Origin of the sequence: Paenibacillus sp. FSL R7-0128, assembly GCF_038002245.1 — a bacterium.
Lineage (GTDB): Bacteria > Bacillota > Bacilli > Paenibacillales > Paenibacillaceae > Paenibacillus_AQ > Paenibacillus_AQ silagei.
In genome coordinates, this window is the sequence record NZ_JBBOCD010000001.1 from 7797157 (window position 1) to 7822995 (window position 25839).

Below are 25839 nucleotides of genomic sequence, written 5' to 3' on the forward strand. Positions count from 1 at the left end.
GTCCGCGCGGCCACTACCTGCAACCGGCAGTCTGACTGCGGCAGTCCGCAGCCGATCTTTTACCCCGTATGGGATTGGGGGGCTTTTCCACAGAATGTCGGGACAGGCTTTTTTGTCGGAAATTTTTTACAGATTGCTCTCCGTTTCTGACAAACTTTCTTAAGACCCCCGCTATATAATGAGAACCATAAAATTCATAAACGGGTGGTGCAGGGAATGAGTAAAAGCAATGTGGTGAATTTGCCGGAGTGGACAAGAGCAGGAAGCAAAGACAAAAATCAGAAAGAAGCCTTAGGTACACGCTTGAAGGTGTGGGGCCCCAAGCTGCCGGTTATCCAGTTCATCGCGGTCAAGAAGTGGGTGCTGCTGCTTAGCCTAATGGGCTTTTTGCTGGGACGGGCTATGATCCTGGATGAGCTTACCCCGTTTGCTGCTGCTTATTTCGCCGTCATTGTATTTATGCGCAGGGATTCCATGCTGCCTGTGGCCGCAGCCATCGTGCTCGGCAGTCTCTTCACCCCATTTCCGGGTGCCATCGTGGTAGCGGCAGAGCTGATTATTTTTTATCTGATCTACAAAGGGCTGGAGAACTTCCAGCGGGTGGATCTGTCTTATGCCCCTCTGATGGTGTTCGTAGCTTCGTTTATGGTGGGACTGTTCCAGGTCGTTATCGGTCCTTCGCTCACGTGGTATCCGCTGATGATGGCGGCCATTGATGCCATACTCGGATTCGTGCTGACGCTTGTATTCCTGCAGGCGCTTCCTTTATTCACCTATAAGCAGAAAAGCAGGGCACTCCGCAATGAGGAGGTACTCTGTCTGATCATCTTGCTGGCTTCCGTCATGACCGGCCTTGTCGGCTGGACCATCAACGGTCTATCGCTGGAGCATGTTTTATCGCGGTTTCTGATTCTGATCTTTGCCCTGGCCGGAGGAGCGCCGCTTGGTGCTGCGGTTGGTGTAGTGACCGGACTAATTCTCAGCCTGGCCGATATCGGAGCCATCTATCAAATGAGCCTGCTGGCCTTTTCCGGGATGCTGGCAGGCATGATGCAGTCCGGACGCAAAGGGGCGGTCTCCATCGGGATGCTGCTGGGATCAACGATTCTATCCGTATACTTCATGGGACCGGGCGATGTCATGAATTCTACCTGGGAGACCTGTGCAGCTGTAGTATTGTTTCTTCTAACACCTAAGGGGATGATTACTGCCATTGCCAAATATGTACCAGGCACAGCCGATCACAGCCGTTCCCAGCATGAATATGCCCGGAGGGTCCGGGATATTACAGCAGACCGGGTGACCCAGTTCTCGCAGGTATTCCAGCAGCTCTCCAGCAGCTTCGGGCAGATTCCCCGGGCCGCAGAGGCGGGCAAAAGCGACCGTGAGATGGAGGACTTTATGAATACGGTAACAGAGGGAGCCTGCGCCGGATGCATCCGGCGGACCCACTGCTGGGATGCCAAGTTCTATCAGACCTACAGGTATATGACGGACATGATGACCACGGTCGAGGAGTGCCCGGACATTACCGCTGCCCAGCTGCCGCCGGAGTGGAGCCGGATCTGCGGCAGGACGGGGGAGGTTCTTGAGGTGATGAAGGGCCAATATGAGCTATACCAGCATGATATGCGCTGGAAGCGGCAAATATACGACAGTCGCCAATTTGTGGCCGAGCAATTATCAGGCGTCTCGCAGGTCATGGAGGACCTGGCGAAGGAGATTAAGCGGGAAGGGCAGGCGATGTACCGGCAGGAGAGCCAGATCCGGGAGGCGCTGGAGAAGCTGGGCCTCTCCATTCACAGCATTGAGATTCTGAGTCTCGATCCCGGCCGGGTAGAGATTGAAGTCGTGCATGCCTACACCCGGGGCTTCGATGAATGCCGCAAAATGATCGCCCCGCTGCTCTCGGATATTCTGGAGGAGAATATCGCAGTGATCAGTGAGACCGCCGTCCATCCCCGCGAGGGCCTGTCGATGGTGACCTTTGGCTCGGCCAAGGCTTACGAGATTAGCTCCGGCGTAGCTGCCGCCGCCATGGGAGGCGATATGTTGTCGGGGGACAGCTTTAGTACGGTGGAGCTGGGTAACGGTACCTTTGCCGTCTCCATCAGTGACGGAATGGGCAACGGGGAGCGGGCCCGGATGGAGAGCAGCGCTGCGTTATCTATGCTGGAGAAGCTGCTGCAATCGGGAATGGATGAGAAGCTGGCGGTGAAATCCGTTAACTCCATTCTGCTGCTGCGCTCCCCGGATGAATTCTATGCGACAGTAGATATGGCGCTGATCGACCAGTATTCGGCGCAGACCATCTTCATGAAGATTGCTTCCGCTCCGAGCTTCATCCGGCGGGGCAGCGAGGTGATCCCTGTGACGGCCAGCAATCTGCCGATCGGCATCATCAAAGATATCGAAGTGGATCTGGTCACCATGCAGCTTCGCCCCGGTGATATTCTCATTATGATGACCGATGGTATTTACGATGCGCCCGGATATGCCGTTAATAAGGAGATATGGATGAAACGCCTGATTCAGGAGCTGGAGGGCGATGACCCGCAGGATATGGCGGACGAGCTGCTGGATAAGGTAATCCGCTATCAGGGCAATGAGGTCCATGATGATATGACCATCGTAGTCAGCCGTGTGGATCATTACCACCCGGAATGGTCCAGCCTGCATATGCCCGGCGTAGGCCGGATGGAGCGCCCGCGTACGGTTAGCTAACGCAGTTGCGATACGATTGGTGGGTATCACTTGAGTTTAAGTTTGATTAAGCTGAAAATGTTGTACGAAATGCAACCTGACGCTGAAGATACTTGGGTGTTGGAGTGGATTGCTGCATGAATTGCAAGATTTTTTACACTAATCTGCTTTAGGGAGGAGGATTCCTGCCTTTTGGTCAACAATTTCGTTATTTGAGTGGATTGATGGAAGGAATGTTGCATTTAAGGCAGGATTATTGGATTTGAGCGAGCCGAAAGCAAAGTGAGCGCTGAAAGGCCGGGTTTTGTCTTTAAATTATTCGGCGAGTGCATTCCAGTCACTCGCCAGCCCCTGCTCCTCTCCTTTTCAACCGCTGCTGGTTAGCGGACGAAAGTTGAGGTTGAAGGTTTATCGTAAAATAAACGGAATGGAGAGAATTTTGGAGCCGTAGAAGCGAAGCGTTCGCCTTTGTCTTCCGATTTCAACCGCGAGCTGCGGTACAATAAATCAAGAAATCGGAAGACAACAGCGATCGAAGGCCCAAAATTCTCGCAGAGACTCTTTTTTACGAGCTCATTCAGATCTAATCTTTCAGCGTTAGGCGGCGTTTGAAATCTCTCAACCTTGGCAATGCTAGTAACTAGACAAGGAAGGGAGGAACGGTCATGAAGCAAATTCTGCTGATCACGGACGGTTGTTCGAATGTGGGGGAGAGTCCGGTGCTGGCGGCAGCACACGCCCGTCAGGAGGGCATCACGGTCAATGTTGTAGGGGTCGTGGATTATGGAACCATCGGTGAGCTGGGCAGCCGGGAGATTGCCGATATTGCCAAAGCAGGAGGCGGGATCAGCCGGATCGTGGGAACCCCGCAGCTGGCCCAGACCATTCAGATGATGACACGCAAGACGGTGGTTCAGACCATTCAGCAGGCAGTTAATAAAGAGGTGCAAAAAATTCTCGGCGACGGCTCGCTGGCGGAGCTGCCTCCGCAGCAGCGTTCGCAGGTGGTTACCGTGGTCGATGAGCTGACGGAGACCTCGCCACTGCGCATTGCGCTTTTAATTGACGCAAGCGCGAGCATGAAGCCGAAGCTTGGCGCGGTGGAGGATGCTATCCGTGATCTGGCGCTCAGTCTGGAGGCCCGGGAAGGGCGCAGCGAGATTGCCGTGTTCCATTTTCCCGGACGCTCCGGCAGTGAGGATGCCATGCTGGATATCGACTGGACCCGGAATGTGTCCGAGGTCCGCTCCCTTTTTTCCAGACTGAAGATGCGGGGGGCTACGCCGACCGGACCGGCTATTTTCAAGGTGCTGGAACATTACCGTTATGATAAACTGGAAGAACATCGTAATTATCTTCCAGGGGAAGATGACGGGGCAAGAGAAGGGATGATTGATGGGTATGTCGTCTAATCCATCCTATCCGGCAGGCACAGTGATTACCGGCAAATGGCGGGGGAACCGTTATGTCGTGGAGCGTGTGCTGGGGAAGGGGGCAAACGGAACCGTATATCTGGTGCAGCGGGAAGGCAGACGGGAGCGGTATGCGCTCAAGATCGGATACGATACACTGGAGCTGCAGTCTGAGATTAACGTGCTGACCTCCCTGCAGTCCTGCCGTAAGCGCAGCGAGCACCGGGCCCGCAAGGAATCGCCGCTATCCTCCTACCTGCTGGAATCGGATGATTTCAAGGACCGGGACCATACTCCCTTTTATGTAATGCGTTATGTGGAAGGCAGGCCGCTGCACCATTTCCTGTCCAGGAACGGTGCCTCCTGGCTGGGGCTTGTCGGAATGACGATTCTGGAGAAGCTGCAGACGCTGCATGAGTGCGGCTTCGTGTTCGGGGACCTGAAGCCGGAGAATGTCATGGTATCCAGCTACGGGGAAGCCGAGCTGATTGATTACGGAGGGGCAAGCCCAATCGGACGGAGCGTGAAGCAGTTCACCGAATGGCATGACCGCGGATTCTGGAATGCCGGCAGCCGGACAGGCGACCAGAGCTATGACCTGTTTGCTTTTGCCGTCCTGTGCCTGCGTCTGCTTAATGAACAAGGGCTGAAGTCTGCCGCCCAGCAGCTGCCGCAGACAAGGAGCGTAGAGGAGCTGATGAAGCTGGCCCGGGAGCTGCCGGATAAGAAGCTGTCCTCCTGGCTATGCCTCGCGCTCAAAGGCGGTTTTCCCGGTTCCGCTCAGGCAGCAGAGATCTGGAGAAGCCACATCTACAGAGGACGGAAGACCGGACACGAGACGATGGCGACCCCGCGCTGGCTCAAAAATGCGTTCGCGCTGTCTTTATTTCTGCTGGCATTCACGCTATACTGGGTGTTCCGTTTCTGAGATCTGAAATCGTACATAATCCACAAGATGCTGACCGCCGGAGCAGGCCGTGTAAGGGATGGCAGGAAAGGAAGCCCCTATGGAGCACAGGAAGGAACTGGTGGAATCCGTAATGGAGGCTGCGGCTGAATATGAGCTGTGGGCGCCTCATGACACCATTGTAGTCGCAGTTTCCGGAGGGCCGGACTCTGTGGCTCTTTTGCGTATTCTGCATGAGATATCCCTGACCCGGATGCCGCTGACGCTGATCTGCGCCCATGTCAATCACGGGTTCAGAGCCGAGTCGGTTGAGGAAGCAGAGCTGGTCCGGGCCCTCGCGGCAGAGCTGGGTATTCCCTTCGAGCTGGGCGAATTCAATATTCCGTCCATCATTAAGGAGAGCGGGCTTGGCCCGGAAGGGGCTGCACGGGAGAAGCGTTACCAGTTCCTGATTGCTACCGCACACCGTTATCAGGCGCGTTCGGTGGCGCTGGCCCATCATGCAGACGATCAGGCCGAGACGGTGCTTATGCGGCTGCTGCGGGGGAGCGGGCCTTCGGGCCTTGCCGGCATGCGCTGGAAACGGACCGAAAAAAAGGTGGAACTCATCCGCCCCTTCCTGCGTATTAACAAAACGGCTCTTGTCGGCTTTTGCCGGGAGGAGGGCCTGGCTTATGCGGAGGATGCGACCAACCTCCTGACGCAGTACAAGCGGAATGCAGTCAGGCTGGAGCTGCTCCCTATGCTGGAGCAGCATAATCCGAGAGTGAGACAATCGCTTCTGCAGCTGGCTGAAATTGCCTCGGCGGAAGATGAATATATGGAGGCGAATGCGGCAAAATGCTTTGATGAGCTGGTTTTCACCGAGCATGGAAAATACACCTTGAAAAGAGCTGCCTTTGCGGCCATACCCTCCGCTTTACAACGGCGTTTGATTAAACTAATATTAAATTATCTGTCGGCGGATTCATCATTCATGGATTTTTCCAAGATTGAAGCAGTACGCCGGGGAACGCTGCAGGAATACCCTACCGTCTGGACGCTGGATATGGGTGGCGGTTATGTCTGCGTGCGGCAATATGATACCATTGTGTTCTCGTCCAAGCCCTTGACCCGGCAGGTAAGCTATACATACCGGCTGTCTTTGACTCATCCCCGGATTAAGCTGATGGAGATAGGAAAGGTTATGACGATGAGGGGGCTTGCGGGGGAAGTTTTTTCTGCACAGGAGGAGGATTACGGGAAGAACTCGGCTTGGTTTGACGGGGACGATCTTGTCCTGCCGCTCACCATTCGTTCCCGGTTGCCTGGAGATACCATAAGGGTTATGGGATTAAACGGAAGCAAAAAGGTAAAAGATATTTACATTGATGATAAAATACCTTCTTCCGAACGGCCTGCAATTCCCCTCGTATGTGATGCACTCGGCAATATCGTCTGGATTCCGGGCGTAAGGCGCTCGGTGCATGCCGCAGTTGGGCGGCACACGGCCTCAGTTCTGCTCCTGACCCTGGAAGACATGGAACAGGGCGAAGAATCGTAATGGCCGAAGTAAGTCTTTCATAAGTATATCTTAGGAGGTTCGCAAGTTGCAGAATGATATTCAGGAAATCTTGATCAGCGAAGAAGAAATTCAACAAAGAATCAGGGAGCTTGGCGCCCAGCTGAGCAAGGAATATGCAGACCGCACACCTTTAGTGATTTGTGTACTCAAAGGTGCGTTTATTTTTATGGCGGATCTGGTTAAAGTGATTACAGTACCCGTTGAAATGGACTTCATGGCGGTATCCAGCTATGGCGGTACAACCAAATCATCCGGCGTAGTCAAAATCATCAAGGATTTGGACACATCGGTTGAAGGCCGTGATGTTCTGATTGTCGAGGATATTATCGACAGTGGCCTTACACTCAGCTATCTGATTGACATGCTGCAGGGGCGCAATGCCGCTTCTGTCAATGTAGTCACTCTGTTCGACAAGCCCTCGGGCCGTGCTGTGAATCTTGAAGCCCAGTATACCGGCTTTGTGATTCCTGATGCATTCCTTGTAGGCTATGGACTGGACTATGCCGAGTTGTACCGGAACCTCCCTTATGTAGGTGTACTGAAGCCTGAGATTTATACCAAATGAACTACCCGACAGCCTTAGATCTACGGATCACTTTTCTGGATTTCCTGACAATTTGAGGAGTCCGGTCAGGCTATGGTACAATAACTTGAGCGTTGCGAGAGGAGGTAGGGGATGAATCGGTTCATCCGGAATTCTGGTTTTTATTTGATTTTATTTTTAGTCGTGGTGGGCATAGTCCAGTTTGTAAGCAATGGAAATGAATCCGCCGATCTCCCTAGATATGATGAGTTGCGGCAGGAGATCTCGAACAATAATGTGAAGAGCATGACGGTTCAGTTTGAGGGGAATGCATTTCTGGTTACTGGCGAATATAAAGAGCTGCCACCCGAGGCTAAATCGAAGAATTTCTCCACTTATGTTCCTCCTACAGACGAGGCCCTTAACGAGCTTGTGGCTGCCAGCGATAAGAACGGCATAGAACTTAGCCAAAAGAAAATGGAAGGTGACAGCATCTGGCTGACATTCCTCTCTTCCATGATTCCACTGGTTATCATGTTCATCCTGTTCTTCTTCCTGTTCAATAATGCACAGGGCGGCGGCGGCAAGGTGATGAACTTCGGCAAGAGCAAGGCCCGGTTATATAATGAAGAGAAGAAGAAGATCAGCTTCGAGGATGTTGCAGGAGCTGACGAAGAGAAGCAAGAGCTGGTTGAGGTTGTTGAATTCCTCAAGGACCCCCGCAAATTCGCAGCGGTGGGTGCCCGGATTCCGAAGGGGGTACTCCTTGTAGGTCCTCCGGGAACAGGTAAAACCTTGCTGGCCCGTGCAGTTGCAGGGGAAGCAGGCGTTCCGTTCTTCAGCATCTCCGGTTCCGACTTCGTGGAAATGTTCGTCGGTGTCGGCGCATCCCGCGTACGTGACTTGTTCGAGAACGCGAAGAAGAACGCTCCTTGTATTATCTTTATCGATGAGATCGATGCTGTGGGACGTCAGCGCGGCGCAGGACTTGGCGGCGGACATGACGAACGGGAACAGACCCTTAACCAATTGCTCGTTGAAATGGACGGCTTTGGCGGCAACGAAGGCATTATCATTGTCGCGGCTACCAACCGCGCAGATATTCTTGACCCGGCGCTGCTCCGTCCGGGCCGTTTCGACCGTCAGATTACGGTTGACCGCCCAGATGTGAAGGGCCGTGAAGCTGTACTGAAGGTTCACTCCCGCAACAAACCGCTGACCAAGGATGTAAGACTTGACGTTATCGCCAAGCGTACTACCGGCTTCACCGGTGCCGATCTGGAGAACCTGCTGAACGAAGCGGCATTGCTTGCTGCACGCCGTAACCGCAAGGACATTACGATGCGTGAAGTGGATGAAGCGATTGACCGTGTCATCGTCGGTACCGAGAAGCGCAGCCGCGTCATCAGTGACCGTGAGAAACGGATTGTCGCATATCACGAAGCAGGCCATACCATTGCCGGCTACTTCCTTGAGCATGCTGATGTGGTTCACAAGGTTACCATTATCCCGCGCGGCCGTGCCGGCGGATATGTTATTATGCTTCCTAAGGAAGACCGGATGATCGTAACCAAGCAAGAACTTCTGGATAAGGTTACCGGATTGCTTGGTGGACGCGTTGCTGAAGAAATGTTCATTGGCGAAATCGGCACAGGCGCTTACAGTGACTTCCAGCAGGCTACGCGCATTGTGCGTGCGATGATTATGGAATACGGAATGAGCGATAAGCTTGGGCCCTTGCAGTTCGGTGCAACCCAAGGCCAAGTCTTCCTGGGCCGGGATATCGGACATGAACAGAATTACAGTGACTCCATTGCTTATGAGATTGATCAGGAAATGCAGAACCTTATCCGCAGCAGCTATGAGCGCTGCAGAGAGCTGCTGACCAAGCATTCCAAAGAAATGCACCTGATTGCCAACACCCTGCTTGAGAAGGAAACGCTGGAGCTTGATCAGATCACAGAATTGATTGAGCAAGGCTACCTGAGCGAGGATGGCAAGCCAGAAGAAGGCGAGGCCATTACCAATGAAGCGGGCGAGCCGATCATTGATTCCATCGGTGATGTGCGTGTCCGGATTCAAGGCAAAACTGGCGAGGAATCCCCATTAGACCTGTCCAAGGATATTCCGAACAAGCCGGACCCAGAAGAGGGCAACGGACCGGATGACGGGAATAAGGGCGGCGGAAGCCTGGTCTAAGCTGTATCGCAGCAAATTATGTAATCTAGCCCGGAGAACCACTGGTTCTCCGGGCTTTTCTTTTAAAATATAAGAATGTATATGTTTCACACGGCAACTTGTCCTCCGGTTTCTCTCTGAAACAGAGCGCCCGCTTAGATTGACAGGGGGTGGAACGTTGTGTACATTAGTGAATAAATATTAAATTTATCATTTATAAGAAATGTATTGGCGTTAAGCCATGAAGACATAAGGGGGAGACTGACCGTGGAAGCTCTGGCGCTTGAGCGCAAGCAGGAACAGAATCGTGAACTTCGTGTGCGCCTCGAACAGCTTAAGAAGGAACGGAATGCTATTATTCTGGCTCATTATTATCAGCGTGATGAAATTCAGGAAGTTGCCGATTTCCGGGGAGACTCGTTTTTGCTGGCCCAGAAGGCGGCGGAGACAGAGGCAGATGTAATTGTATTCTGCGGCGTTCATTTCATGGGGGAAAGCGCCAAGATTCTGGCGCCGAACAAGACGGTCCTGATTCCTGATGAACGTGCTGGTTGCCCGATGGCTGACATGGTCAATGTGGATGGGCTGCGTAAGCTGAAGGCGCAGCATCCCAATGCGAAGGTAGTAACCTATATCAATTCCTCTGCAGAGATCAAGGCGGAGACAGATATTTGCTGCACCTCAGCGAATGCGGTGAAGGTGATCGAATCACTCGATGCTGAAGAAATCATCTGGGTGCCCGATAAGAATCTGGGTCAATATGTGCAGGATCAGACCGGCAAGAAGCTGATTATCTGGGAGGGCTATTGCAATACTCATGACATGCTTACCGTCAAGGATGTCATGGAGATGAGAGCCAAATACCCGGAAGCTGAATTTGTTGTACACCCCGAATGCCGCCCGGAAGTCGTGGCAATGGGGGACTATGTGGGCAGCACTACCTCAATTCTGGAATATTGCCGGAAATCGGACCGCCGGCAGTTTATTGTGGGTACTGAGGATGGAACCGGGTATCAGCTGCGGCTGGACAGCCCGGATAAGGAGTTTCATTTTGCCACCAAATTCCTGGTATGTCCTAATATGAAGGTAAATAATTTGAAAAAGCTGGTCAAATGCCTGGAGACGATGAAGCCGCAGATCTATGTACCGCCTGCAGTCGCCGACAAAGCCAGAACATCCTTAGAGCGCATGCTACAAGTCCGGTAGCATGCGCTACTCTTTCGTTGAAACAGGTGAAAAGCGGTCATGATTCCACAATATTTGGTTGATTTTGATCTTCAGGGACTTCCTGTAGTTAAGACAGACTGCCTGGTCATTGGTTCCGGTATTGCCGGGTTATTCACAGCGATCAAGGCCAGCGAAGACCGGAAGGTTATTATGATTACGAAGAAGACCGTAATGGAGAGCAACACACGGTATGCCCAGGGCGGAATTGCGGCCGTCATTTCGGAGGATGATTCGCCGGCGTATCACCGTCAGGATACCCTGATGGCCGGCGCGGGACTGAACTCCTCTGCGGCTGTGGATGTGCTGGTCAATGAAGGGCCCGAAGGCGTCCGAGAACTGATCCGGCTTGGCACGATTTTCGATAAGGAGAATGGTGTACTTGCCTTAACCCAGGAGGGGGCACATAGCCACCGCCGTATTTTACATGCAAATGGGGATGCTACAGGATATGAGATTGTCCGCGCACTCGCTGAACAGGCTGCCCGGCATGAGAATATTGAGACCTGGGATGACCATTATGTCGTTGACCTGATTACGGAGGACGGAGAGTGTCTGGGAGCGCTTGTACAGCGGCCTGACGGCGGGCGTTTATTCCTGCAGGCAGATGCAACAATCCTATGCTCCGGCGGAGCAGGACAGCTATACCGTTACACGACCAATCCTGAGGTGGCCACCGGAGACGGGGTAGCCATTGCTTATCGTGCCGGTGCCCATATCCGGGATATGGAGTTCATTCAGTTTCATCCGACAGCACTCAGCTATCCTGGCGCTCCGCGCTTCCTGATCTCGGAGGCTGTGCGGGGAGAAGGCGCTGTGCTGCGGAACATTAACGGTGAGCGGTTCATGGAACGTTATCATGAGCTGCAGGAGCTGGCCCCGCGGGATATTGTTGCCCGCGCCATTGTAAGCGAGATGGAATTGACCAAATCCACCTTTGTCTATCTGGATATTACGCATGAACCGGCGGATATGGTTAAACACCGCTTCCCGACCATTTATGCAACCTGCATGAGCTACGGGCTGGATATTACAAGTGACTGGATTCCGGTGGCTCCTGCTGCGCATTATATGATGGGGGGCGTGAAGACCGACCTGAGCGGAGAGAGCACGGTTGCCCGCCTGTTTGCCTGCGGTGAGGTATCATCTACTGGTGTGCAAGGTGCCAACCGGCTGGCCAGCAACTCCTTGTCGGAAGCTGTTGTGTTCGGCCGCCGGATCATTGAACGAATCCGCCAGCTTCCACCGCTTGACCGGGATAACCTACCCTCAGCCTATCATCAGGCAAGGGTAGAAGCTCCTGCACAGGCAATTGTAGAACGGCGGTTGAAGCTGCAAAAGGCTATGGTGCGGTACGCCGGACTGCGGCGGAACCGGGAAATGCTGAACAAAGGCTTGGATGAGATAAAGCGCCAACTGCCGATTTTTAATACCAAGCTGACAACACGGGAAGAATACGAGTTCGCCAATATGCTTACATGCTGTCTGCTGATCACTGAATCGGCCCTGGCACGGGAGGAGAGCCGCGGTGCGCATTATCGTGAGGATTATCCGCTGCGCAGTGACGCACAGTGGCAGAAGCATCTGCTCCAGATTCGCGAACTTGGAATAGTGGAGGAATTAAGTGATGATGTTTAACGGATACAATGAAGATCTGCTTAAGGCTATTAAGGGCTGGCTGCAGGAGGATGTCGGCTCGGGCGATATTACTACCCGAACAACCATTCCTGCCGGGCATGAGTCCAAGGGAATCATCCATGCCAAGGAAGACGGGATTATTTGTGGAATCCCCGTGGCCGAGCTGGTATTCGAAGTTGTTGATCCTGGGCTCGTATTCACGGCGCTGGTCCAGGAAGGACAAGCTGTCTCCAAGGGCACTGTGATTGCTGAGGTAGAAGGCAGCACTCATGCCATCCTGACCGGTGAACGGCTTGCCCTCAACTTGATGCAGCGTTTATCCGGTGTGGCCTCGCGCACGGCTTCTTTTGTAGAGAAGCTTCAAGGGCTGCCGACCCGCCTGGTGGATACCCGCAAGACCACACCGGGTCACCGGATGCTGGAGAAATATGCAGTCCGCATAGGCGGCGGAGCCAACCACCGTTACGGTCTGTATGATGCGGTAATGATTAAGGACAATCATATCAAGGGGGCCGGCGGCATCCGTCAGGCAGTAGGGCGTGCCCGTGCCAATATCCCGCACACCATGACCATTGAAGTAGAGACGGAGAGTCTGGAGCAGGTAGAGGAAGCGCTGGCGGCCGGAGCGGATATTATTATGCTCGATAACATGTCTCCTGAGCAGATGGCTGAAGCCGTGAGAAGAATCCGGACCAAGGCGAAGCATGTCACCATCGAGGCATCGGGCAATGTATCTCTAGAGACGGTCCGGGGCATTGCTGAATCGGGTGTGGATGTGATTTCGGTAGGACGGCTGACGTATTCCTTCGCGAGTCTCGATATCAGCCTGGATCTGAATGGCAAGAAGGAGGGAGCCCTCTGATGATACTTGTCGTCGATATCGGCAATACGAACATCGTGCTGGGCGTCTACCGGGGCAGTGAGCTGCTGCACCATTTCCGGCTGAGCACTGCCCGCGGGTCCACTGTCGATGAATATGGTGTGATGATTCATAATCTGTTCAGCATGTCGAATCTCTCGTTCAGGGATGTCGAGGGGGTCATCATCTCCTCGGTTGTTCCGCCGCTCGTGCAGGTCATCGTAGAGATGTGTGTCAAATTCATCGGCAAGGACCCGCTCCTTGTGGGGCCTGGTATCAAAACCGGGCTTAATCTGCGTTATGAGAACCCGCGCGAAGTGGGGGCGGACCGGATTGTGAACGCGGTTGCGGCGATTGAGCAGTATAAATGTCCGCTTGTCGTCGTTGATTTCGGCACGGCAACCACCTTCGACTGCATTGATGCCGGGGCCAACTATCTGGGCGGTGCTATCGTGCCGGGTCTGGGCATTTCCACGGAGGCCCTCTATCTGCGGGCATCCAAGCTGCCCCGGATTGAGCTGGAGAAGCCCAAGAAGGTAATCGGGCGCAATACCGTACATGCGATGCAGGCAGGGATCATTTTTGGCTATGCCGGTCAGGTTGAGGGTATCGTCAGACGCATCAAGCAGGAGATGAATGCTCCCGTTCTCAAGGTTATTGCTACCGGAGGGCTGGCCTCACTGATTGCCAGTGAGACAGAATGTATCGATGAGGTGAATCCGATGCTGACGCTTGAAGGATTGCGCATTATTTACAACCGTAACAAATAATCATAAAGATGAACCTATACAGAAGAGAGAGATAGGAGGAGTAGGCACCCAATGGATAATAAGAAGGACCGGCTGGTCCGGGGGACGGCGATGAGCGGAAGAGTCAGAGCGTTCGCTGTCCGTACCACAGAGCTTGTCGATGAATTGCGGCGCAGACATGATACGTATCCGACGGCTACGGCAGCGCTTGGACGTACGGTTACTGCCGCAGCTATAATGGGGGCCATGCTCAAGGGGCAGGAGAAGCTCGCGATTATGGTCAAAGGAAACGGTCCGCTCGGGCAGATTACAGCTGAATCCAATGCCCTGGGAGAAGTTCGCGGCTATGTGCGCAATCCGCATGTTCATCTGCCAAGCAACAGCATGGGCAAGCTGGATGTTGCAGGGGCGGTAGGCACGGAAGGCTTCATTGATATCAGCAAGGATCTGGGGATGAAGGAGCCGTATCGCGGCAGTGTGCCTATCGTTTCAGGAGAGCTGGGTGAGGATTTCACCTATTATTTTGCCCTCTCGGAGCAAACGCCTGCTGCTGTAGGACTTGGAGTGCTGGTGGAGACCGATAATTCAGTCAGAGTTGCCGGAGGCTTTATTATTCAGCTGCTGCCTGGCCTGACCGATGAGGAGATTACCGAGGTTGAGCAAGCGGTTGGAGCCATGCCTTCGGTTACGTCCGTGCTGGATCAGGGGCTTGAGCCTGAGGAAATGCTGCGGCTGCTGCTGCCGGATGCTGTGATCCTGGATGAGCTGGAGGTCCGATTTGTATGTCAGTGCTCACGGGAACGGATTGAGCAGACTCTGGTTAGTCTGGGTGAGCACGAGCTGGAACGGCTGATCGAAGAAGATGATACGGCAGAAGTTGTCTGCCATTATTGCAATGAGAGCTATGTATTTAACAAGGATGAACTGCAGGTAATCCTCGATCAAGCGAAGTCATAGGGCTATGAAATGGTGACAAGACAGGAGCGCGCGCTGCGCAATGCCGTTATATTACTTGCTGTGGCAACGCTGGTGCTGGGAGGGCTATTATTCTGGAGCCTGCGTGCCATGGCACTGCTGAAGGCAGAGACGGCTGAAGGAGAAGCCTCGGATGTCGCTGCTGCCGGAGGACAGCCGGTCACGGAACAGGAATGGATAGAGGAGCTTCAGAAGAAGCACGGGGAAGAAGTACTGCTGGGCATGCTGAATCATATCGTGGTGGGCAAGGAAGCCGCAGCGCTGGGAATTATGGTCACGGATGATGAGATTGAACGGGAACTGAAGCGGGGAATGTCCGGTTACAGCTCGGAGGAGCAATATTATCAGCAGATGCAGTATGAGCTTGGACTATCCCGTCAGGAGCTGCGTGAGGAGACGGCATACCGGCTGACGCTCCAGGCCATAGCAACGGCCGGCATTGCGGTCAGTGATGCGGAAATTGATGATTATCTGAAGCAAAATAGCGAGAGATTCATGCCCCGCAAGCAAATGCAGCTCTCTATCATCCAGACCTCCACCTATAACGAGGCCAGTACAGTGATGGACCGCCTGGAGCGGGGTGAGGATTTTGCAGTGCTGGCCCGTGAGGTCTCGATCGACGAGGAGAGCCGCCAGCATGGCGGCAGTATCGGAACGGTCGAGGAGAGGGACCCGTTCTGGCCTGAGGAGCTGCTGGAGACAGCAGCCGGGCTGGAGAATGGGGATATCGCAGGACCGCTGCAGGTTGACGGGGGGTATGCTGTGATCCGTCTGGAGAAGCTGATTGATCCTGTGAAGCCGGATCAGGAGGAACTGCGGCGGATGATCAGCCAGCAGCTGAGACTGGAGCAGGCAGCGCCCTTGCAGCAGGTAGAGCGTGAATTACGGGCCAAATATGATACAGCAATATATATTGACAACAGCCTGCAAGATTGATAATATGAAATTAAATATAAAACCTACTGATTTAGTCGGAAATATTAAGCGGTACAATTACAACTGTTAGTTACCCAGGCATTGTGAACCGGGAGCTACGGTAATATATGCTGATAGCATTTGTCATAAGTTCCGCACCCTAATTCATTTATCATTCCAAGGAGGTTTTTACTCATGGCTAAAGTCGTCAACAGTGTAACAGATTTGATCGGTGGCACACCGCTCGTCCGCCTGAACCGGATTGTTCCGGAAGGCTCGGCAGAGATCTTCCTGAAGCTGGAATACCAGAATCCAGGCTCCAGTGTGAAAGACCGTATTGCCATCAGCATCGTAGAAGAGGCTGAGAAAGAGGGCCTGTTGAAGCCGGGTGGCACGATTGTAGAAGCGACCAGCGGTAATACAGGGATCGGCCTGGCGCTTGTGGCAGCTGCCAAAGGCTACAAGGCCATTATTGTTATGCCGGAAACGATGAGCCTTGAACGCCGCAACCTGCTGCGCGCTTACGGCGCTGAGCTCGTATTGACTCCGGGATCAGAAGGAATGAACGGTGCGGTCAAGAAGGCCGAGCAGATTCTGAGCGAGAATCCGGATTATTTCCTTGCGGAGCAGTTCAAGAACAAGGCTAACGTGAAGATCCATCGCGAGACCACTGGACCGGAGATCGTTGAAGCGATCGAATCCGTAGGCGGCCCGCTGGATGCATTCATTGCCGGTGTCGGCACAGGTGGAACGATCAGCGGTGCGGGTGAAGTGCTGAAGAGTCAATATCCGGGCGTGAAGATCTACGCGGTAGAACCTGCGGCTTCACCGATTCTGGCTGGAGGCAAACCGGGCCCGCACAAGATTCAGGGTATCGGCGCTAACTTCGTGCCGGAAATTCTGAACCAGGATATCTATGATGAGATTATTCATGTTGAGAATGATGAAGCGTTCGAAACTGCCCGCCGCGTAGCCAAGGAAGAAGGCGTGCTGTCCGGTATTTCCTCCGGTGCGGCTGTATTTGCTGCACTGAAGGTAGCGAAGGAACTTGGCGCAGGCAAGAAAATTGTTGTTATCATCCCAAGCAACGGCGAACGTTACCTGAGCACTCCGCTCTATAACTTTGAAGTATAATTGCTGAGAATTCAGCTCTTACGAAGAGCCTGCCCTATCCGCTTTCACAGGGATACCGCAGGCTCTTTTTTCGGATAATAAGCATTTATAAGAATTGCGGGCTTTTCAAAGTAACCCTATGTACAGTATACTGACAGGCAATAAACTATCGATGAGACGGGAGAATGGTTGTGGAGATCTTAACGGCTTGGCAGGACTGGGAGCAGTGGGCAGAGGCAGATGAGGCCTGGAGCGTCCTTCCCCTGATCCTGAGGAAACGGCAGGACAACCAAGGCTTGCCCCGCAGCTGGAAGCAGGCCTGGGAACAGGCTTCCCCCTATTCGGTTGTCCTGGAGAGCGGCAAGGGCGGGCGCTATACCTATCTGGGCCTGAGCCCTGTCTCGATCATCGAAGGCCGGGGAGCCGTTGCGGAGAGCTATACTCCCGGAGCCAAGGCTTCGGGGCATATAGAGTCTGCCGTAACGGAAGGCCAGCCGCTGCAAGTGCTGCAGGGATGGATGAGCGAATATACGTCTCCCCGCCTGCCGCTTGACGGTCTGCCGCCGTTCACCGGCGGCTGTATCGGATTTCTTGGCTATGATGTGGCCCGTTCCCTGGAGAAGCTGCCGTCGCTTGCCAGGAACAACCCTGAGTTTCCGGATTATCTGTTCATGAGACTGGAAGAAGTGTGGATCTACGATGAGCAGGAGCACCAGCTCTACTGTGCAGTTCATATCTCTGTGCCGGATACTGTATCCGGTAACCTGGATGGGCTAAGGAGTCTGTATGAGGCTGCTGTGCACCGTGCGGAGCGCATGCTGGAGCAGTGGAGCCTTCTCTACGCACCGGCAGAGCCGGAAGAAGCAGCCGCTGCAAGGTACGCCGGGCTTACACGCAGGGTGGAGAGCGAGGGCGAGATCACCGGCGAGTGGCCCGGTATGAGCTCGGATTTCTCAGCCGCACCCTTCCAGCAGGCTGTGCTGAAGGTCCAGGAATACATCCGTGCCGGAGATGTATTCCAAGTGAACCTCTCGCTGCGCCAGCAGGCGCAGCTCAAGTCTACACCCGAGGACGTCTACGAATGGCTCCGTAGACTCAACCCGTCCCCGTACATGGGGCTGCTCCGCACGCCCGGCTTCGCGCTCTCCAGCGCATCGCCGGAGCTGCTCGTCAAGCTGCACGGGGACAAGGTCAGCGCCCGCCCCATTGCCGGCACCCGGCGGCGGGGCCATACTCCCGCGGAGGACGCCGCCATGGAGGCGGAGCTGCGCGGGAGCGAGAAGGAGATCGCCGAGCATATTATGCTTGTCGATCTGGAGCGCAGCGACATCGGCCGTGTCGCCGCCTACGGAACGGTCAGCGTGCCGGAGCTGCTGACCGTAGAGCGATACTCGCATGTCATGCATCTCGTCTCGCAGGTAGAGGGAATCGTCGCACCCGGCAGGGATGCGTACGATGTCATCGCCGCCTTGTTCCCCGGCGGCACCATCACGGGCGCGCCCAAGGTGCGCACCATGGAGATCATCGAAGAGCTGGAGCCGGTCCGCCGGGGGCCATATACTGGATCTATGGGCTGGATTGACTATAACGGCAATATGGAATTAAATATAATCATACGTACGCTCGCAGTGAAGGACGGAATCGGCTACATTCAGACAGGTGCGGGAATTGTGATCGATTCAGACCCTTACCGTGAGTACCGGGAATGCCACAACAAAGCCAAAGCGGTAGTAAAAGCCATTCTCTGCAGTGAACGCGAGCAGGAAGAGCGGGCTGCCCTCGGCGCCGAAGGAGGAAGCGCAATATGATCTTGGTCATCGATAATTATGATTCCTTTACGTATAACCTGGTGCAGTATCTGGGTGAGCTGGGGGAAGAAGTTAAGGTAGCGCGCAACGATGAGATCAGCATTGAGGAGATAGAAGCATTAGCCCCCGATCATATTCTGATCTCCCCGGGACCCTGCACACCGAATGAGGCAGGCATCAGCCTTGCGCTGCTGCAGCATTTCAAAGGCATCATCCCCATATTCGGCGTATGTCTCGGACACCAGGCGATCGGACAGGCTTTTGGCGGTAATGTCATCCGCGCAGAGCGCCTTATGCATGGTAAAACCTCACCGATCCACCATAACGGTACCTCCGTATTTGAGGGGCTGGAGTCTCCTTTCACGGCGACACGCTATCATTCACTGATCGTGGAACGAGAGAGTCTGCCGGATTGCCTGGAGATTACCGCCGAGACCGCTGAAGGCGAGATTATGGCCCTGCGGCATAAGGAATACCCGATTGAAGGGGTGCAGTTCCATCCCGAGTCGATTATTACGAATCATGGCCATACCATGCTGCGCAATTTCCTGAAACGGAGAGCCGGAGAACCGGCATGAAATATATAGGACTTAACAACAAAGCAGTCGACGCCAAAGACGCCGTGGTCTCCGCTCTGGATCACGGCTTTTTGTACGGCATGGGTCTGTTCGAGACCTTCCGTACGTATGGGGGACAGCCCTTCCTGCTGGAGCGCCATCTGAGCAGAATGGCAGAGGGCTGCCGCCAGCTGGGCATTCCCTTTGAGCCGGACGTACAGGAGCTGCGGGAATGGATTCGGCTTGTAATGGACAAGAATGAGCTTAGTGAGGCGTATATCCGCTACACCGTTACGGCCGGTGAGGATATTCTGGGTCTGCCATCCGCAGCCTATAAGCAGCCTAATCATCTGCTCTATATCAAAGCCCTGCCGGTCACACCAACCGGCTTATACACGGAAGGCAAAGAACTTCAGCTTCTGAACCACCGGCGTAATACCCCGGAGGGTGCGGTAAGGCTTAAATCGCTGCACTATATGAACAATATTCTGGCAAAACGTGAATTGTCCGGTTATCCGTCCGCAGAGCGAGGAGCCGAGGGACTGATGCTGACCGCACAGGGCGAGGTCGCCGAAGGGATTGTGAGTAATATTTTTTTTATCTCCAATAAGCGGCTCTATACCCCCGATATCTCCACCGGGATTCTTCCGGGAATTACCCGGGAAATGGTGCTTGAGCTGGCAGCGGCCAGCCATCAGCCTGAACAAGGCTTTTACCGCTGGGAACAGCTTGCGGCTGCGGATGAAATCTTCCTCACCAATTCTGTGCAAGAGATCGTACCGGTAAGCACATTATGGAATGGAGACCGGCGGGTAACCATAGGCAGCGGGCGTTGTGGAGAGCAGACGGCTGCACTTATGAGGCTGTACAGAGAAAGGACGGATATGCTGATATGAAGCCAATGATCTATGAGCGGACTTACCGCTGCGGAAGCAGCGAGCTGAAATTGGGCAAGCGCACGCTAATTATGGGCATACTCAATGTGACGCCGGACTCTTTTTCAGATGGGGGCCTGTGGACAGAGCGGGATAGAGCGGTAGAGCATGCATTGCAAATGGCGGCAGAGGGTGCCGATATTATCGATATAGGCGGGGAATCCACGCGTCCGGGTCACCAGCCGGTAAGTACTGAAGAGGAATTGGCCCGTGTACTTCCTGTCATTGAGCGTATCCATCAGGCCGCCCCGCATCTCCCCCTCTCTATAGATACCTATAAGGCGGAAGTCGCCCGTCAGGCGATTCAGGCCGGTGCGCATATCATCAATGATGTATGGGGAGCCAAGGCCGATCCGCAGATGGCGGCGGTTGCTGCGCAGGCAGACTGTCCGATCATTCTGATGCATAACCGCCATGACCGTGAGTATAAGGACTTGATCAGCGATATGACGGATGACCTGAGCGAGAGCATTCACCTGGCGCTGGCAGCCGGAGTGAAGCCGGACAATATTATTTTGGACCCGGGAATCGGCTTCGCCAAGGACTATGAAGAGAATCTTCAGGTCATGACCGGCCTCGGCGCACTGACGAAGCTGGGATATCCGGTGCTGCTGGCCACTTCGCGCAAAAAATTCATTCGTACCGCCCTAGGTCTGCCCGCAGATGATGTCCTGGAGGGGACCGCAGCTACTGTCGCCTTCGGGATTGCCCAGGGCTGTCAGCTTGTGCGGGTTCATGATATTGCGGCAATGAAACGTACCGTAGAGATGTGTGACGCCATGTTATATGCAGGTTCACCTGTGCTCTGCGTATAGACTATATTCTTCAAGAGAAGGCAGGTACCCTTAATGGATAAAATGAAGCTGCACCGCATGGAGTACTACGGTTACCATGGCGTGTTTGAAGAGGAGCGGAAGCTCGGCCAGCGTTATTATATCGACCTTGAGCTGGAGCTTGATTTGCAGGGAGCAGGGCTCAGCGATGATCTGGAGCAGACTGTGAATTATGCTGAAGTTCATGTTGTAGTCAAAAAAATTGTCGAAACCCAGTCCTTCAAGCTGATAGAAGCTTTGGCGGAACATATTGCATCCGGGTTACTGGACACTTATACTGTTATCAATGCAGTAACGGTCCAGGTGACCAAGCCGCATCCTCCTTTTGATATTCATTTCCAGGGAGTCACTGTAGAATTGCGCCGGACGAGAAAGTGAGACAGACTGATGAACATACCTTCTACCTCTGAGGCATCAGAGGCTTATATTGCTTTAGGGGCTAACCTGGGTGACCGTCAAGGCACCTTGAGAGAAGCCCTGCACCGGCTGGAGCATCACGACAAGATTGAAGTTATGCGCACCTCCCGGGTCTACGAGACGGAGCCTGTCGGATATCTGGATCAGCCTCAGTTTCTTAACATGGCGGCTGTTCTGCGCACCACACTAGCACCGGAGGAGCTGCTTCATGTGATGCTGGACACGGAGACCCAGTTAGGCCGGGTCCGGGATGTGCGGTATGGACCGAGAACGGTAGATTTGGATTTGCTGTGGGTAGAGGGGTTGACCCTGGACACGCCGGATCTGACGCTGCCTCATCCGAGGATGCTGGAGCGGGCGTTTGTCCTTCTGCCGCTGAGTGATATCCTATCGCAGAACGAAGAGTCTTCCGGTTTCCGCAGATTAATTACAACAGCGCTGCAAGACATAGACGGAAAGGCAGGAATTCGCCTGTGGACAACAAACGTATGGGAATGCGGGTCAGAGCGTTCCGGAAGCTGAAGGGCTACACGCAGCAGGAACTGGCGGATTCTGTCGGAATATCACTTGCTGTGCTTGGCGCAGTGGAGCGGGGCAACAGACGTTTGGAAGATCAAATTTTAAATAAAATTGCGGATTTTCTGGAAGTGACGGTAGAGGAATTGGCTCATCCGGCACCCTAAGACCGGGCTGAACGTTACAAATTGAGGTAGGGAAGTGATTGGGCCATGCTGAAGATTGGTGATATTGAATTGAAGAATCAGGTCGTGCTGGCGCCTATGGCTGGCGTATGTAACCCGGCATTTCGTCTGATTGCCAAAGAATTCGGGACTGGCCTGGTCTGTGCGGAGATGGTCAGCGGCAAGGCGATCGTACATGGCAACCAGCGTACGCGTGAGATGCTCTTTGTCGATGAGCGCGAGAAACCGCTGAGCCTGCAGATTTTTGGCGGTGACCGGGAATCGCTGGTGGATGCGGCGAGAATTGTCGATAAAGAGACGAATGCCGATATCATCGACATTAATATGGGCTGCCCGGTGCCCAAGGTGACCAAATGCGATGCCGGAGCACGCTGGCTGCTGAATCCGGACAAAATCTATGAGATGGTATCCGCAGTAGTGGAGGCCGTGGACAAACCGGTCACCGTGAAAATGCGGATCGGCTGGGACAGCGAGCATATCTTCGTTGAAGAGAATGCACGTGCGGTGGAACGGGCCGGCGGAGCGGCGGTCAGCGTACATGGGCGGACCCGCGAGCAGCTCTATACGGGACGTGCCGACTGGAATTATATCCGTATGGCTAAAGAGGCAGTATCGATCCCGGTAATCGGCAATGGCGATGTGAATACGCCGGAGGATGCGCGGGCGATGCTGGACCAGACCGGCTGTGACGGTGTAATGATCGGGCGTGGCGCACTGGGCAATCCGTGGATGCTGTACCGGACGATTCAATATTTGGATACCGGTGTTCTGATGCCTGAGCCTGGCGCTGAAGAGAAGATTAAGGTAGCCATTCTTCATATGGACCGCCTGATTGCTCTTAAGGGTGAAGCTGTGGCTGTCCGCGAGATGCGCAAGCATCTGGCCTGGTATTTGAAGGGCTTTAAGGCGGCGGCACGCGTGAAGGACGTTATTATGGAAGAAACGAAACGTGACGAGATGGTGCGGATTTTGAATGATTTTGTCGGTCAGCTTAAGCAGGATGAGGAGCAGAACAGCGTGGATAGCGAGCTTTTTGCCGTATGAGCCTCACGTATTCCTGGGACTAAGCCCCGTTCCTGTGTGCTTTATTGGTTATTGCTAAACATTATATGGGGCGTCATTGACATTTTGTAGCGGTTCCAATATAATTTCACAGTATAAAATCGCCGTTACAGCAGGAGCAATGGTGAAGGAGGGTTCTGATCCCTCCGGATTCGCATATAGTATGGTGTTTTCAATAAATGTATACGACAGGAGAATCGGTTAAGATGAGCGATAAAGAAGTCATCCTTACACCGGACGGACTTAAGCGTCTGGAAGAAGAACTGGAGTTCCTCAAATCCGTTAAACGCCGCGAAGTAGCGGAACGTATCAAAGTGGCCATCGGCTACGGAGATATCAGTGAGAACTCGGAATATGAAGACGCGAAGAATGAACAGGCCTTCATTGAAGGACGGGTTCTTACTTTGGAGAAGATGCTCCGCAATGCCCGTATTATTAATAGCGATGAGATCGTGACAGATGTGGTAAGCATCGGAGTAACGGTGAACGTTGAAGATATGGAGTATGGCGACATTATGGAGTACACCATCGTGGGTACTGCCGAATCCGATCCGCTGAACAACAAAATTTCCAATGAGAGCCCTGTAGGCAGAGCGATCATCGGCAAGAAGATTGGTACGATTGTGGATGTTAGTGTCCCTGCAGGCGTCATTCAATATAAAATTCTTGATATCAAAATGAAGTAAGACGGTTCCGAAAGCTTCCTTAGGGAAGCTTTTTTCAAAAGATATGAATACCAGCCGTAAAATATGGGTGAACACATACAGCTTATATTTTGTACCGGAACGGACTGTCCTCTAGATCGGGGCGGAGCCGTTTCTTCTTTTGTATAGTGAGTAAGAGAGGATGAAGAACATGACGGAAGAAATCAACAACGTCGAAGCTACAGAGAATGAATTAAGTGAATTGCTGCAGATCCGCCGGGGCAAGCTGGACGAGCTCCGCGCACTCGGGATCGACCCGTTTGGCAAGAAATATGAGCGTACCGCTGCTGCAGGCGATCTTCTGGCCAAATACGACGGGCAAACCAAGGAAGAGCTGGACGAGCTGGCGCTGGAGGTTAGTGTGGCCGGACGCATTATGGCGAAACGGGTCATGGGCAAGGCAAGCTTTTCTCACATCCAGGACCTTAGCGGCAAAATCCAGATCTATGTGCGCCAGGACAGTATCCCTGAGTCGCAATATGCAGCCTTCACGATCCTTGATCTTGGCGATATCGTCGGTATCCGGGGAACCCTGTTCAAGACAAAGACCGGCGAAACCTCTATTAAAGTGGATAACCTTGAGGTGCTGTCCAAGTCCTTGCTTCCGCTTCCCGAGAAGTATCATGGTCTGAAGGATGTAGAACTCCGCTATCGTCAGCGTTATGTGGACCTGATCATTAACCCTGAGGTACAGCAGACCTTCATCATGCGTTCACGGATTATCCAATCGATGCGCCGTTATCTGGACTCGCTGGGCTATTTAGAGGTGGAGACTCCGACCCTGCATGCCATCGCTGGCGGAGCAGCGGCCCGTCCGTTTATTACACACCACAACACGCTGGATATGCAGCTGTATATGCGGATTGCCATCGAATTGCACCTGAAGCGTCTAATCGTCGGCGGTCTGGAGAAAGTCTATGAGATTGGCCGTGTATACCGTAATGAGGGTATTTCAACACGCCATAATCCGGAATTCACAATGATCGAGCTGTATGAAGCGTATGCGGATTACAAGGACATTATGCATCTGACAGAGAGTCTGATCGCTCATATTGCCAGCGAGGTGCTGGGCTCCCAGGTAATTAATTATCAAGGACAGGAAGTGGATCTGTCTCCAGGCTGGCGCCGCGTTACTATGGTGGATGCCGTTAAGGAAGTAACCGGAGTAGACTTCGGTGTTCAGATGACGGATGAAGAAGCACAGGCTCTGGCTAAGGAACACCGGGTACCGGTAGAGAAGCACATGACCTTTGGACATATCCTGAATGCGTTCTTCGAGCAGTTTGTTGAAGAGACGCTGATTCAGCCGACATTCGTAATGGGACATCCTGTAGAGATCTCACCGCTTGCCAAAAAGAATGAAGAGGACCCGCGCTTCACCGACCGGTTCGAGCTGTTCATTGTGGCCCGCGAGCATGCCAATGCGTTCAGCGAGCTGAATGATCCGATTGACCAGCGTCAGCGCTTCGAAGCACAGATTCACGAGAAAGAGCAGGGCAATGATGAAGCCCATGAGATGGATGATGATTTCATCCGTGCTCTGGAGTACGGCATGCCGCCAACAGGCGGACTGGGCATCGGGGTAGACCGTCTGATCATGCTGCTGACCAATTCAGCATCTATCCGTGACGTGCTGCTGTTCCCGCATATGCGTAATAAAGACTGAGTATTTCTCTGATTCCAGACCCGGATAACCAAGGGAGCTGCTCAGGCAGTTCTCTTGGCATCGGGGATTGAATACTCTGGTCAAATGATTTAGAAATAATGCTTGCAATGAATGTCTATCCGTGATATATTCTATTTCTGGCCGCGAAACATCAACGCCTCGCTCGAACAAGAAGTTGAAAAAAAGAGCTTGCATTGATCGGCTGGATGTGATATATTATAAGAGTTGCTGGTGAAGACAACATCGACACTAACAACGAGCTTGATCTTTGAAAACTGAACAACGAGTGAGTATCGGAGATCGCTTCGGCGAGATCCAAAAATGAGAATGTAAATTCTCGTCAGATGTTTCAAAATGAGCAATCGCTCTTTCTAAATACCAATTTGGAGAGTTTGA

General features: G+C 53.4%; 23 protein-coding genes. All 23 read left to right on the forward strand.

Going from position 1 to position 25839, the window contains the following annotated elements:
- Positions 1–216 precede the first annotated feature (216 nt).
- The 23 genes from spoIIE (at position 217) to lysS (ending at position 25443) form a co-directional block, all read left to right on the forward strand.
- Positions 217–2724, forward strand: coding sequence for a stage II sporulation protein E (spoIIE, locus tag NST26_RS33580; protein WP_340956904.1), 2508 nt, complete (start codon positions 217–219; stop codon positions 2722–2724).
- Positions 2725–3368: 644 nt separating this feature from the next.
- Positions 3369–4115 carry a hypothetical protein gene (locus NST26_RS33585; RefSeq protein ID WP_036723943.1) on the forward strand — a complete coding sequence of 249 codons (747 nt, stop codon included), beginning with the start codon at positions 3369–3371 and terminating at the stop codon, positions 4113–4115.
- Complete coding sequence (locus tag NST26_RS33590; RefSeq protein ID WP_425355138.1) at positions 4105–5043, forward strand: serine/threonine protein kinase; 939 nt, start codon at positions 4105–4107, stop codon at positions 5041–5043. Before NST26_RS33585 ends, NST26_RS33590 begins: the two co-directional genes overlap by 11 nt.
- Positions 5044–5122: 79 nt before the next feature.
- Positions 5123–6565 (forward strand): tRNA lysidine(34) synthetase TilS, encoded by a 1443-nt coding sequence (gene tilS / locus NST26_RS33595; RefSeq protein WP_340980758.1) that lies wholly within the window; start codon positions 5123–5125, stop codon positions 6563–6565.
- 46 nt (positions 6566–6611) lie between these two features.
- On the forward strand, positions 6612–7151 hold the full coding sequence (gene hpt / locus NST26_RS33600) for a hypoxanthine phosphoribosyltransferase (RefSeq protein ID WP_036696450.1): 540 nt from the start codon (positions 6612–6614) through the stop codon (positions 7149–7151).
- Positions 7152–7262: 111 nt separating this feature from the next.
- Entirely contained in the window at positions 7263–9308 is a 2046-nt protein-coding gene (gene ftsH, locus NST26_RS33605) for an ATP-dependent zinc metalloprotease FtsH (protein ID WP_036723935.1), read from the forward strand.
- A gap of 246 nt (positions 9309–9554) precedes the next feature.
- A complete protein-coding gene (nadA, locus tag NST26_RS33610) occupies positions 9555–10493 on the forward strand; it encodes a quinolinate synthase NadA (RefSeq protein WP_036723934.1) in 939 nt (312 codons plus the stop codon).
- 39 nt (positions 10494–10532) lie between these two features.
- Positions 10533–12149 carry an L-aspartate oxidase gene (nadB, locus tag NST26_RS33615; RefSeq protein ID WP_209879221.1) on the forward strand — a complete coding sequence of 539 codons (1617 nt, stop codon included), beginning with the start codon at positions 10533–10535 and terminating at the stop codon, positions 12147–12149.
- A complete protein-coding gene (nadC, locus tag NST26_RS33620; RefSeq protein ID WP_036723928.1) occupies positions 12139–13011 on the forward strand; it encodes a carboxylating nicotinate-nucleotide diphosphorylase in 873 nt (290 codons plus the stop codon). Before nadB ends, nadC begins: the two co-directional genes overlap by 11 nt.
- On the forward strand, positions 13011–13778 hold the full coding sequence (locus tag NST26_RS33625) for a type III pantothenate kinase (RefSeq protein WP_036723925.1): 768 nt from the start codon (positions 13011–13013) through the stop codon (positions 13776–13778). Before nadC ends, NST26_RS33625 begins: the two co-directional genes overlap by 1 nt.
- A 51-nt stretch (positions 13779–13829) precedes the next feature.
- A complete protein-coding gene (gene hslO / locus NST26_RS33630) occupies positions 13830–14714 on the forward strand; it encodes an Hsp33 family molecular chaperone HslO (protein WP_340980760.1) in 885 nt (294 codons plus the stop codon).
- Positions 14715–14723: 9 nt separating this feature from the next.
- Positions 14724–15668 carry a peptidylprolyl isomerase gene (locus NST26_RS33635; protein ID WP_340980761.1) on the forward strand — a complete coding sequence of 315 codons (945 nt, stop codon included), beginning with the start codon at positions 14724–14726 and terminating at the stop codon, positions 15666–15668.
- Positions 15669–15842: 174 nt separating this feature from the next.
- Positions 15843–16781 (forward strand): cysteine synthase A, encoded by a 939-nt coding sequence (gene cysK / locus NST26_RS33640; RefSeq protein ID WP_209879227.1) that lies wholly within the window; start codon positions 15843–15845, stop codon positions 16779–16781.
- Between the two features lie 164 nt (positions 16782–16945).
- On the forward strand, positions 16946–18568 hold the full coding sequence (locus NST26_RS33645) for an anthranilate synthase component I family protein (RefSeq protein ID WP_445323356.1): 1623 nt from the start codon (positions 16946–16948) through the stop codon (positions 18566–18568).
- A complete protein-coding gene (gene pabA, locus NST26_RS33650; protein WP_076082822.1) occupies positions 18565–19146 on the forward strand; it encodes an aminodeoxychorismate/anthranilate synthase component II in 582 nt (193 codons plus the stop codon). Before NST26_RS33645 ends, pabA begins: the two co-directional genes overlap by 4 nt.
- On the forward strand, positions 19143–20021 hold the full coding sequence (locus NST26_RS33655) for an aminotransferase class IV (protein ID WP_340980764.1): 879 nt from the start codon (positions 19143–19145) through the stop codon (positions 20019–20021). Before pabA ends, NST26_RS33655 begins: the two co-directional genes overlap by 4 nt.
- Entirely contained in the window at positions 20018–20875 is an 858-nt protein-coding gene (gene folP / locus NST26_RS33660) for a dihydropteroate synthase (protein ID WP_340980766.1), read from the forward strand. Before NST26_RS33655 ends, folP begins: the two co-directional genes overlap by 4 nt.
- 33 nt (positions 20876–20908) lie before the next feature.
- Positions 20909–21271, forward strand: coding sequence for a dihydroneopterin aldolase (folB, locus tag NST26_RS33665; RefSeq protein ID WP_036696480.1), 363 nt, complete (start codon positions 20909–20911; stop codon positions 21269–21271).
- Between the two features lie 9 nt (positions 21272–21280).
- Positions 21281–21832 (forward strand): 2-amino-4-hydroxy-6-hydroxymethyldihydropteridine diphosphokinase, encoded by a 552-nt coding sequence (gene folK / locus NST26_RS33670; RefSeq protein WP_036723913.1) that lies wholly within the window; start codon positions 21281–21283, stop codon positions 21830–21832.
- The gene (locus NST26_RS33675) at positions 21784–21993 is read left to right on the forward strand and encodes a helix-turn-helix domain-containing protein (protein WP_036696484.1); all 210 of its coding nucleotides are present in this window, start codon (positions 21784–21786) and stop codon (positions 21991–21993) included. The genes folK and NST26_RS33675 overlap by 49 nt, the downstream gene beginning before the upstream one ends.
- Before the next feature lie 45 nt (positions 21994–22038).
- A complete protein-coding gene (gene dusB / locus NST26_RS33680) occupies positions 22039–23055 on the forward strand; it encodes a tRNA dihydrouridine synthase DusB (protein ID WP_340980767.1) in 1017 nt (338 codons plus the stop codon).
- 224 nt (positions 23056–23279) lie between these two features.
- Positions 23280–23759 (forward strand): transcription elongation factor GreA, encoded by a 480-nt coding sequence (gene greA / locus NST26_RS33685; protein ID WP_036696487.1) that lies wholly within the window; start codon positions 23280–23282, stop codon positions 23757–23759.
- Positions 23760–23928: 169 nt separating this feature from the next.
- Positions 23929–25443 (forward strand): lysine--tRNA ligase, encoded by a 1515-nt coding sequence (gene lysS, locus NST26_RS33690; protein WP_036723908.1) that lies wholly within the window; start codon positions 23929–23931, stop codon positions 25441–25443.
- Positions 25444–25839 lie beyond the last annotated feature (396 nt).

What these genes read in the sequence shown, in the direction of transcription:
- spoIIE (WP_340956904.1), top strand. Translation starts at nt 217, where the DNA reads ATGAGTAAAAGCAATGTGGTGAATTTGCCGGAGTGGACAAGAGCAGGA.
- NST26_RS33655 (WP_340980764.1), top strand. Translation starts at nt 19,143, where the DNA reads ATGAAATATATAGGACTTAACAACAAAGCAGTCGACGCCAAAGACGCC.
- folB (WP_036696480.1), top strand. Translation starts at nt 20,909, where the DNA reads ATGGATAAAATGAAGCTGCACCGCATGGAGTACTACGGTTACCATGGC.
- pabA (WP_076082822.1), top strand. Translation starts at nt 18,565, where the DNA reads ATGATCTTGGTCATCGATAATTATGATTCCTTTACGTATAACCTGGTG.
- nadC (WP_036723928.1), top strand. Translation starts at nt 12,139, where the DNA reads ATGATGTTTAACGGATACAATGAAGATCTGCTTAAGGCTATTAAGGGC.
- hslO (WP_340980760.1), top strand. Translation starts at nt 13,830, where the DNA reads ATGGATAATAAGAAGGACCGGCTGGTCCGGGGGACGGCGATGAGCGGA.
- folK (WP_036723913.1), top strand. Translation starts at nt 21,281, where the DNA reads ATGAACATACCTTCTACCTCTGAGGCATCAGAGGCTTATATTGCTTTA.
- NST26_RS33625 (WP_036723925.1), top strand. Translation starts at nt 13,011, where the DNA reads ATGATACTTGTCGTCGATATCGGCAATACGAACATCGTGCTGGGCGTC.
- folP (WP_340980766.1), top strand. Translation starts at nt 20,018, where the DNA reads ATGAAGCCAATGATCTATGAGCGGACTTACCGCTGCGGAAGCAGCGAG.
- nadB (WP_209879221.1), top strand. Translation starts at nt 10,533, where the DNA reads ATGATTCCACAATATTTGGTTGATTTTGATCTTCAGGGACTTCCTGTA.
- lysS (WP_036723908.1), top strand. Translation starts at nt 23,929, where the DNA reads ATGACGGAAGAAATCAACAACGTCGAAGCTACAGAGAATGAATTAAGT.
- tilS (WP_340980758.1), top strand. Translation starts at nt 5,123, where the DNA reads ATGGAGCACAGGAAGGAACTGGTGGAATCCGTAATGGAGGCTGCGGCT.
- dusB (WP_340980767.1), top strand. Translation starts at nt 22,039, where the DNA reads ATGCTGAAGATTGGTGATATTGAATTGAAGAATCAGGTCGTGCTGGCG.
- NST26_RS33590 (WP_425355138.1), top strand. Translation starts at nt 4,105, where the DNA reads ATGTCGTCTAATCCATCCTATCCGGCAGGCACAGTGATTACCGGCAAA.
- cysK (WP_209879227.1), top strand. Translation starts at nt 15,843, where the DNA reads ATGGCTAAAGTCGTCAACAGTGTAACAGATTTGATCGGTGGCACACCG.
- ftsH (WP_036723935.1), top strand. Translation starts at nt 7,263, where the DNA reads ATGAATCGGTTCATCCGGAATTCTGGTTTTTATTTGATTTTATTTTTA.
- NST26_RS33585 (WP_036723943.1), top strand. Translation starts at nt 3,369, where the DNA reads ATGAAGCAAATTCTGCTGATCACGGACGGTTGTTCGAATGTGGGGGAG.
- NST26_RS33645 (WP_445323356.1), top strand. Translation starts at nt 16,946, where the DNA reads ATGGTTGTGGAGATCTTAACGGCTTGGCAGGACTGGGAGCAGTGGGCA.
- greA (WP_036696487.1), top strand. Translation starts at nt 23,280, where the DNA reads ATGAGCGATAAAGAAGTCATCCTTACACCGGACGGACTTAAGCGTCTG.
- NST26_RS33635 (WP_340980761.1), top strand. Translation starts at nt 14,724, where the DNA reads ATGGTGACAAGACAGGAGCGCGCGCTGCGCAATGCCGTTATATTACTT.